Source organism: Siphonobacter sp. (genome assembly GCF_048595215.1).
GTDB lineage: Bacteria > Bacteroidota > Bacteroidia > Cytophagales > Spirosomataceae > Siphonobacter.
In genome coordinates, this window is the sequence record NZ_JBMDWJ010000256.1 from 1 (window position 1) to 9922 (window position 9922).

The 9922-nt window shown below is 50.5% G+C and carries 5 protein-coding genes; all 5 read left to right on the forward strand.

Annotation, left to right across the window (positions count from 1 at the left end; all coding sequences use genetic code 11):
* The coding region (locus tag ACOJTG_RS15845; RefSeq protein ID WP_420154718.1) for a DUF3459 domain-containing protein at positions 1 to 461 on the forward strand (461 nt) is incomplete at its 5' end.
* 290 nt (positions 462 to 751) lie between these two features.
* Complete coding sequence (glgX, locus tag ACOJTG_RS15850) at positions 752 to 2881, forward strand: glycogen debranching protein GlgX (RefSeq protein ID WP_420154719.1); 2130 nt, start codon at positions 752 to 754, stop codon at positions 2879 to 2881.
* 3 nt (positions 2882 to 2884) lie between these two features.
* Positions 2885 to 4729, forward strand: coding sequence for a malto-oligosyltrehalose trehalohydrolase (treZ, locus tag ACOJTG_RS15855; protein WP_420154720.1), 1845 nt, complete (start codon positions 2885 to 2887; stop codon positions 4727 to 4729).
* Positions 4722 to 8834: a malto-oligosyltrehalose synthase gene (gene treY / locus ACOJTG_RS15860; protein ID WP_420154721.1), complete on the forward strand. Its 4113-nt coding sequence runs from the start codon at positions 4722 to 4724 to the stop codon at positions 8832 to 8834. The genes treZ and treY overlap by 8 nt, the downstream gene beginning before the upstream one ends.
* A gap of 322 nt (positions 8835 to 9156) precedes the next feature.
* Positions 9157 to 9922 (forward strand): aldo/keto reductase (locus ACOJTG_RS15865; RefSeq protein WP_420154722.1); only part of this gene is annotated, 766 nt, incomplete at its 3' end.

The window sequence follows — 9922 nt, forward strand, 5'->3', positions numbered from 1 at the left end:
AATCATTCAGCGAGGATCAGGCACACCTGGACCCGCAGGACGAACAAACGTTCCGTGATTCCATCTTGCACTGGGAAGAACGTACGCAAGGCAAGCACGAGCTCATTCGACAATGGTACAAAACCCTGATTGGCATGCGACGGGAAATTCCCTTGCTACAGAATTACTGCAAAAATGACGTACGGGTACACGTCATCGATGAATCGGGTTTTGTACTCTTTCGACAGAACGACTCCGGCCAGGAACACCTGATGGCCGTTTTCAATCTGTCCACTCAGGCTATTTCCTATACAGTGCCGCCTCTGGAACATACCTGGAAGAAAATTCTGGATTCCAAAGAAGCCAACTGGCTGGAAGACAGTCAGGCAAGTCCCGCCGTAGATCACGTATACGATAAGACGTTACTTACGGTATCTCCCTGGAGTGTGACCGTTTATCAAAGTCTGCCCGAACGCGTGTAACCCTCCTCACCCTTAATCTCGGAAAAGGGCTGTAGACATCATCTGCGATGTTTACAGCCTTTTTTTTACTAAATTCCAAAACATTAGTAGCAATCACGTATTGGGTGATACGTAGGTATTTTTGCCGCACTCTCTCCCCATTATTCCTCAATTCCCGTATCGGATACTTTTTTTACAACGTTTAATTGGTTCATGCCACCCACTCTGCCCCCTTGCAGATTGCAGAAAAAAATTCGCTCAACCAGCATCCGGGTGCTGCCTGAACCATACACTAACACCCATATTTGCACATGAAGTCCACTACTACGTATCCTGGTGATCCCTTTCCACTAGGTTCTAAATACGATGGCAAGGGCGTAAATTTTGCCATTTTTGCTGAAAATGCTACTGGTATTGACCTTTGCCTCTTCGATGAAGTTTCCAACGCTAAAGAAACCGTTCGCATTCCTTTAGAAGAACGAGCGTATCACATTTGGCACGTCTATGTACCCGGTTTGGAACCCGGACAACTCTACGGTTACCGCGTTCATGGCCCTTATGAACCCGAAAACGGACATCGCTTTAACCCCAATAAGTTACTCATTGATCCCTATACCAAAGCGTTGGCTGGGACGGTCGAATGGGATAACTCCTTGTTTAGCTACAAAATAGGTGAAGATGATCTTTCTTTCAATGAAGACGATAGTGCACCCTTTTTACCTAAATCGGTAGTAGTCGATTCGAGTTTTGACTGGGAAGATGACGTAGCCCCCAAGGTACCCTACAACAAGACCGTTATTTACGAAACCCACGTAAAAGGCTTTACGCAATTACACCCAGACATTCCCGAAGAAATCCGCGGTAGTTACGCAGCCTTAGGGCACCCGGTTACGATCCAGTACCTGAAGGATCTGGGTATTACCTCGGTGGAACTGATGCCGATCCACGCTTTCGTCAAGGACAGCCATCTCGTCGAAAAAGGACTGACGAACTATTGGGGCTATAACACCATTGCCTTCTTCGCTCCGGACGCGGGTTATTCCAGCAGCGGTGTACAAGGCGAACAGGTTACCGAGTTCAAAACGATGGTGAAGGAACTCCATAAAGCGGGTATCGAAGTCATTCTCGATGTGGTGTATAACCATACCGCCGAAGGTAACGAAATGGGTCCTACGCTTTCGTTTAAAGGAATCGACAACGCCGCTTACTACCGCCTGCACGATGGCCGGTACTACATGGATTATACCGGCACGGGTAATACGCTGAACGTGATGCAGCCCAACGTACTACGGCTCATCATGGATAGCCTCCGGTACTGGATTCTGGAAATGCACGTGGACGGCTTCCGGTTTGACCTGGCCTCAACGCTGGCCCGGGGTCTCCACGAAATTGACAAACTCAACTCCTTCTTCGACGTTATCTACCAGGACCCGATCATTTCACAGGTGAAACTCATTGCCGAACCCTGGGATGTGGGTGAAGGTGGCTACCAAGTGGGCAAGTTTCCTCCGGGCTGGGCCGAATGGAACGGCATGTACCGCGACTGCGTACGTGATTACTGGCGGGGAGCGTATAGTAAATTGGGCGAATTTGCTCAACGTTTTCTGGGAAGCCCTGATCTGTATCAGGAAGGGTACCGCAGCCCAACGGCCAGTGTCAACTTCATTACAGCTCACGACGGCTTTACACTCAATGATCTGGTTTCGTACAATGACAAACATAACGAAGCCAATGGTGAGGACAATAAAGATGGCGAAAGCCACAACCGTTCCTGGAATTGTGGTGTAGAAGGTCCTACGGAAGATGCCGAAATCGTAGCCCTACGTGCTCAGCAGAAGCGAAACTTCATCACGACGCTCTTCCTCTCCCAAGGCGTAGCTATGCTGGTGGCCGGGGATGAAATGGGTCGTTCTCAGCAGGGCAACAACAACGCTTACTGCCAGGATAATGAAATTTCCTGGGTAAACTGGGAAGCTGCTGATCAGGAATTGCTGGAGTTTACCCGTAAAGTGATTCGTTTCAGTAAGAGTCACCCGGTATTCTGTCGGCGGGGCTGGTTTAAAGGACAGCCCATCAAAGGTACGGGGGTGGAAGACATCGCCTGGTTTTTACCCGAAGGTACCGAAATGAGTGATGAGGACTGGCAGAACGGCTTTGCCAAATCGCTGGGAATCTTTATGAGTGGACACGCCCTGCGATCGGTCAGTGCTACGGGAAAACGCATTGTGGATGACACCTTTTACGTCCTCTTCAATGCTCACTACGAGTCTATTGATTACAAAATTCCTCCTGAAAAATGGGGCACGACCTGGATCAAAGTACTCGATACGAGTACGGCTCTGGTAGACGAAGAGGGAGAAACGTTCCAACCCGATGATACCATCACCGTGGCTGCCCGCTCCGTCGTTGTGCTCAAAAATCCACTTTCTACGCACAAGTAAGTTATGCAATCCATTAACCTGAGTTCTCGCACGCTCGGGGTTAATTTCAGTTCTACGGGGGAGGCTCACATTGTTTTGTGGGCTCCCCTCCTGGAACACGTCGCTATCCATCTAACCAAATCCAATACGATGTATCCACTGGTAAAAGATGGCTTCGGCTACTGGGAATTAACCACCACCGAGCTTCAACCGGGTGACACCTACCAGTTCGTACTAAACGATGGTAAACACCTACCCGACCCTACTTCTCTGTCGCAGCCCGAAAGTGTCCATAGTATATCTGAGGCTGTTGATTTATCCGATTACGACTGGCACGACCAGCACTGGCAAAATTTGCCGCTTGCCGACTACATTTTTTACGAACTTCATGTAGGCACCTTTACGCCCGAGGGCACTTTTGCGGCTCTGGAAGAAAAACTGGATCATTTGATTTCCCTGGGTGTAACGGCCATTGAACTCATGCCAATCGCTCAGTTTCCCGGAAAACGGAATTGGGGTTACGATGGCGTCTATCCGTTTGCTGTTCAGCACTCCTACGGCGGCGTACGAGGCTTGCAACATTTAGTCGACCGCTGTCACCAAAAAGGACTGGCCGTAATTCTGGATGTGGTCTACAACCACATGGGTCCGGATGGCAATTACTTTGGTCAGTACGGTCCGTATTTTACCGATAAATATTCCACGCCCTGGGGAGACGGGCTAAATTTTGACGATGAACACTGCGATGGCGTACGGCAGTTTTTCATTGAGAACGTGTTGATGTGGTTTCGTGATTTTCACATCGATGGCCTCCGTCTGGATGCCGTACACGCCATCCGCGATTTTAGTCCCTACCACATTCTACAGGAAATCAAGCAGCATGTAGACGCGTTGAGCGAACAAACGGGCCGTACCCACTATTTGATTGTGGAGATGGACCTGAACGATACCCGTTACATCAAACCTATGGAACAGGGCGGATACGCCATGGATGCCCAGTGGAGCGATGAATTCCACCACGCCCTTCGCGTAGCGGCCGGGGAAGAACGAATGGGCTATTACGAAGAAATGAATGGCATGAATCACTTGGCGAAGGCCTTCCGTGATGCTTACGTATATACAGGTCAGTATTCTTTTCGCCGTCACAAGAAATTTGGCGTGCATACGGACCAGATTCCGGGTGAAAAATTTGTGGTATTTTCCCAGAACCACGATCACGTCGGAAACCGCATGATGGGCGAGCGTACGAGCCAGCTGGTAAGTTTTGAAATGCTTAAATTACTGGCTGGAACCGTATTATGTAGTCCTTACCTGCCTTTATTGTTTATGGGTGAGGAATGGGCCGAGGAGAATCCCTTCCTGTATTTTGTCGATCATACGGATCCCAAACTTTCAGCGTTAGTACGAGAAGGTCGCCGTAAAGAGTTTGCCTACTTTCACAATGGTGATGGCGAGGCTCCCGATCCAACCATTGAAGAAACGTTTCAGCAATCCAAGCTACAATGGTCCTTACTTGAAAAAGAACATCACCAAACCTTATTTCGGTACTATCAGGCACTGATTGCCCTTCGAAAAGCTCATCCAGCTCTCAAAAATCTGGATCGTAGTCAAATGGAAGTAGTGGCAGACGAAGACCGGGATTTACTGATTATTCGTCGCTGGCACGAAAAGCAGGATGTTCTCATCCTTTTGAATTTCTCTAAGCAGCCTCAGGCCGTACCCGTACCGGAGGCAAAGCTGGCCTGGCATAAACGCTGGGACTCCGCCGATGTTCGCTGGAACGGCCCTTTAGGTGCTCCTGAGGTCATTTTACCTGATTCAGGGCTCACCATTCAACCGGAGTCGATTCTCCTATACATCCATGAATAACCCCATCGCTACTTATCGATTTCAACTTCACAAGGCGTTCTCCTTTAAGGAACTCGAAGCCATTATACCCTATTTACAGAAACTGGGTATTCAAACGCTGTACGCCTCGCCCATTTTCGAATCAACGCCCGGCAGTACGCATGGTTACGATGGACTGAATCCCCACCGGATCAATCCTGAAATTGGTACGGAAGCGGATTTATTGCGAATTCAGTCTCAATTGCAGGAAAAAGGCATTGGCTGGTTACAGGATATTGTACCCAACCACATGGCCTATACTCCTTCAAATCTGTGGATTTGGGATGTTTTTCAGAAGGGGAAACGTTCGGTTTACGCTTCATTTTTTGATATTGACTGGGATAATCCCGTCAGTCCGGGGCAGATTATGGCTCCCTTCCTCGGGGAATCGCTGGAGGAGGTCATCCAAAAGGGCGACTTGAAAGTTGCCTACCACAACAAGCAACTGGTGTTGGTGGTGAATGAAATGGATTTCCCCTTGAGTACACCTTCGGTTGGACGCGTACTGGAAGCCCTTCCCAAAGCGGCCTCCCTCTCAAAAGCCTTTCAACAACTGGAACGTATTGAGGACGACGGTTTATACGGCGTGACACTCGTTGAACAAATTTGGACGCCTCTGGCCGAGCAAACGGAGCTACATGCGGATCTGGAGGAGTTACTGGAAAGCTGGAATAAAGACCCGGAAAAAATTCAGCAACTCGCCGACGAACAGTACTACCGCCTCTGCTTTTACGCGGAAACCGATACGCAAATCAATTTTCGGCGGTTTTTTACGGTAAATGGCCTCATTTGCCTCAACATCCAGCAACCCGAGGTATTTGAGCATTTTCACAAGTACATCCAGACGCTGGTGGATACGGGCGTCTTTCAGGGCCTCCGCGTCGATCATATCGATGGGCTGTACGATCCGACCGCGTACCTGCAACAACTGCGTGAACTGGCCGGACCGGAAACGTATCTGACGGTAGAGAAAATTCTTGAACCGGGTGAAGAGTTGCCCGAGTACTGGCCTATTGAAGGAAACACAGGTTACGATTTTCTTTCGTACGTCAACAACCTGTTCACCAATACCCACAGTGAACAAGCATTTACCGAGTATTACGAGAAACTAACGGGCGATCGTACCCCCATTCTTGAACAGATTCACCGCAAGAAAGCGGCCATTCTATTCGATCACATGGCGGGCGAGCTGACCAATCTGGTGCGGCTTTACGGTCAACTGGACCTTCCCGAGCTGGCGGAGGAAGATCTGCGGGAAGCCATAGCTCAGTGGCTGATTTATTGTCCGGTGTACCGCAATTACGGGAACCAGTGGCCCCTGGAGCCTGCTGAACAGGAAGCGATCCGTGCGGTATTTGCTGCCATTGAAGCGGATCAGCCGAAGTTGAAAAAGACACTGACGGCTTTGCAGGATACCCTGTTCAATCAGGCTGAATCCCTGCCCTTCTACCAGCGGTGCATGCAATTTTCGGGACCGCTCATGGCAAAAGGCGTGGAAGATACCCTGCTGTATACCTATCACCGCTTTATTGGTCACAATGAAGTGGGCGATTCCGTAGCAGAGTTCGGCCTTAGCCCGGAGCATTTTCACCAGCTCATGCGGGATCGGCAACAGAAATGGCCCTTGTCGCTGAACGGTACCTCCACACACGACACCAAACGGGGCGAGGACGTACGAGCCCGACTCAACGTACTCACCGATTTACCGCAGGAATGGCTCAAAACGGTGGAAGAATGGTCAACGGGCCACCGCCACGCGGAGCTGGACCCCAGCGATCAGTATTTTATTTTCCAGACCGTGCTCGGGGCGTATCCCATGCCGGGGCAGGACGAAGATGAGTTCCCGCAACGCCTCAACGAATACCTGCAAAAAGCCTTAAGGGAAGCCAAACTCCATTCCAACTGGACCAAGCCTAATGAAGCCTACGAGCAGGCAGCTCAGGATTTTGCCGGACAATTGCTGGATCAGGAAGGGGAATTCTGGACTGCGTTCGAGCCTTTCCACCGGAAAATAGCCGACTGGGGTATTGTTAATTCCCTGGCTCAGACGCTACTGAAATTTGCTGCACCCGGCGTACCGGACGTGTACCAGGGTACGGAATCCTGGGATTTGAGTCTGGTAGATCCGGACAACCGCCGCCCCGTTGATTACCAGCTTCGCCAGCAATGGCTGGATGAGCTGGATCGGGTTACAGTAGCGGATTTGTGGAAACGTCGCTTTACCGGACAAATTAAACTGTGGCTGACGCATCAGCTGTTCCTCAAACGCGGCGAACATGCGGAAACCTTCGCGGAAGGATTGTATCTGCCGTTACAGGTGACTGGAGCATACGGCGAGCACGTCCTGGCCTTTGCCCGCCGATACCAGCAAAACTGGTTCATCGTAGCCGTACCGCTACACGCGGCCCAGCTCGGGGAAAAGCAGAAGTGTTCGGTACTGGAAATCGACTGGAAGGATACGCAGATCGTAGTACCCGAAGAAGCTCCCCAAACCTGGCTGAATTTGCTGGGAATGCCGGTCGAATCATTACGGGTACAGGATTTATTCCACCAGTTGCCCGTGGCTTTATTACAAGGCGAACCGGAAATGTTGGACCGTAATGCGGGTATCTTACTTTCCGTCACTTCGTTGCCTTCCAACTTTGGTATTGGTGATCTGGGACCTCAGGCCCATGCCTTCGTGGATGCTCTTTCCCGTAGTAAACAGAGTTACTGGCAGCTGTTACCGCTCAACCCAACGGGAGTCGATCAGGCTTATTCGCCGTATAGTTCCATCTCAAGCCGGGCGGGGAATCCCCTACTGATTAGTCCGGAGAAGTTACTGGAACACGGCTGGCTGAAGGACTTGGAACCGTATCAGCTTCCGGCTCAGTCGCAGGTCGATTACGAGCAGGTCAATGAGCTGAAAACCCAGATGCTGGCTAAGGCCTACCAGAAGTTTCAACAATCGGCTTCCATTTACTGGCGAAACGCATTTCGTGAATTTTGTCAGCAGGAATCCGAGTGGCTCGACGACTACGCCTTATTTGTTGTACTCAAAAATTATCAGCAGCAAAAGTCCTGGTCTGAGTGGCCGCAACCTTATAAAATGCGGGAGTCAGGAACCCTGATCGCGTTTGCCTGCGAACACGAAGCGGAACTTACCTACGAGAAGTGGGTGCAGTTCATCTTCTTCCAACAGTGGCGGGAGTTGCGGGCGTATGGTAACCAGCAGAATGTACAATTCTTGGGCGACTTGCCTTTTTATCCCAGTTACGATTCCGTCGATGTATGGGCTAACCCGGAAATTTTCCACTTGGATGAGCAGGGTGAAATGACCTGCGTAGCGGGCGTACCACCCGATTATTTCAATGAGGAGGGTCAACGCTGGGGCATGCCGCTGTACCGTTGGGACGTGCTGAAAGCCCGCCAGTACGACTGGTGGATCGATCGGATTGAAAAAAACATGGAATTGTACGATCGGCTGCGATTGGACCACTTCCGGGCTTTTGCCAGCTATTGGGAAGTACCCGCCGAGGAGAAAACGGCTAAAAATGGAGCCTGGAAACCCGGCCCCGGAGCCGAATTTTTCCAGGTCTTGCAGGAAAAACTGGGGAGTCTGTCGCTGATTGCTGAAGACCTGGGCGATATTGGTGAGGATGTGTATCAATTGCGAGATGAATTTATGCTGCCCGGTATGCGGGTACTGCATTTTGCCTTTAGCGACGACATGCCACGTTCGGTCAATATTCCGCATAATCACCTGCCGCTGAGTCTGGTGTATACGGGTACGCACGATAACAACACGACCAAGGGTTGGTTCCGGCAGGATTTATCCCCGGAAGAACACCGAAACCTGGAAAAATACGTGGGCGGCTCCTTGTCCGAAGAGACGATTCATTTCGTCATGATTCGGCTGGCCTATGCTTCAGTAGCCCAAACGGCCATCTTACCCTTACAGGACGTACTGGGACTGGATGAAAAAGCCCGGATGAACACGCCCGCCGGTAACAGTGCCTGCTGGAAATGGCGACTACTGCCCGAGCAGTTTATCGCCGTTCACGAAAAGCAGCTCCGAACTTGGGCTGAAATTTATCACCGGGGTTAGTGATTAAGCTGTCGTTTAAAAGTGATGTTTATTAAAAGGCAGGAGTCTGACACTGAGTCGGACTCCTGCCTTTTTTTAGGATTTCAGAAAGAAAGATCCTTCGGATTTGATCCGCTTCTATCTTTCTGGCATTCGTATCCGGCAAAACCTTCCGAATACGCATTTTGTGTTCGATAAGCTCCAATTTGTATAATCCGGACGTACCTCCTATCGCGGACCTTTGTTGTGTTCTAATCATTAACCATCCAACACTATAAACACGCTCCCCTCTGTTGCATTAGGTAGTCAGGGATTACAGGTTTCCGTTGAAGGGCTGGGTTGCATGGGCATGTCGCCCGCTCCCATGGGCACGATTTACGGTCCTGCCGATGACGCCGAAAGTATTGCCACCATTCACCAGGTCCGTGAATTAGGGGTGACCATGCTCGACACCGCCGATATTTACGGACCCTTGCACAATGAAACGCTGATTGGTCAGGCCATTGCTGGCAGACGGGATCAGTATATCCTGGCGACGAAGTTTGGCTTTCATCTCGATGAACAGGGCCACTGGGATTACGGATTTAACGGTCGGCCGGAGTACGTCCGTACTTCCATCGAAGGTTCGCTCCGCCGACTCAAAACCGATTACATTGATTTGTATTACCTGCACCGGCTGGACCCTTCAACGCCCATTGAAGATACCGTAGGAGCCATGAGCCGACTCGTCGAGGAAGGAAAGGTCCGTTACCTGGGCTTATCGGAAGTAGATGCGGATACGCTCCGCCGGGCTCATGCTGTTCATCCCCTGACGGCCCTCGAATCGGAATACTCGCTCTTTGACCGCAGTGTCGAAGAAAACGGGATGCTGGCCCTTTGTCGGGAGTTGGGCATTGGTTTTGTTGCCTACTCACCCTTAGGACGAGGCTTTTTATCGGGTGAAATTAAAAGTCCGGATGATTTTGCCCCGGATGATTCCCGTCGGTATTTCCCCAGGTACATGGGTGAAAACTTCTATAAAAACCTCGAACTGGTCGAAAAACTTAAAAGCTGGGCTCTTACGAAAGATACAACGCCCGCTCAGCTAGCCCTGGCCTGGGTATTGGCTC

Coding starts and splice junctions, on each gene's coding strand:
- glgX (WP_420154719.1), top strand. CDS start 752: ATGAAGTCCACTACTACGTATCCTGGTGATCCCTTTCCACTAGGTTCT.
- treZ (WP_420154720.1), top strand. CDS start 2,885: ATGCAATCCATTAACCTGAGTTCTCGCACGCTCGGGGTTAATTTCAGT.
- treY (WP_420154721.1), top strand. CDS start 4,722: ATGAATAACCCCATCGCTACTTATCGATTTCAACTTCACAAGGCGTTC.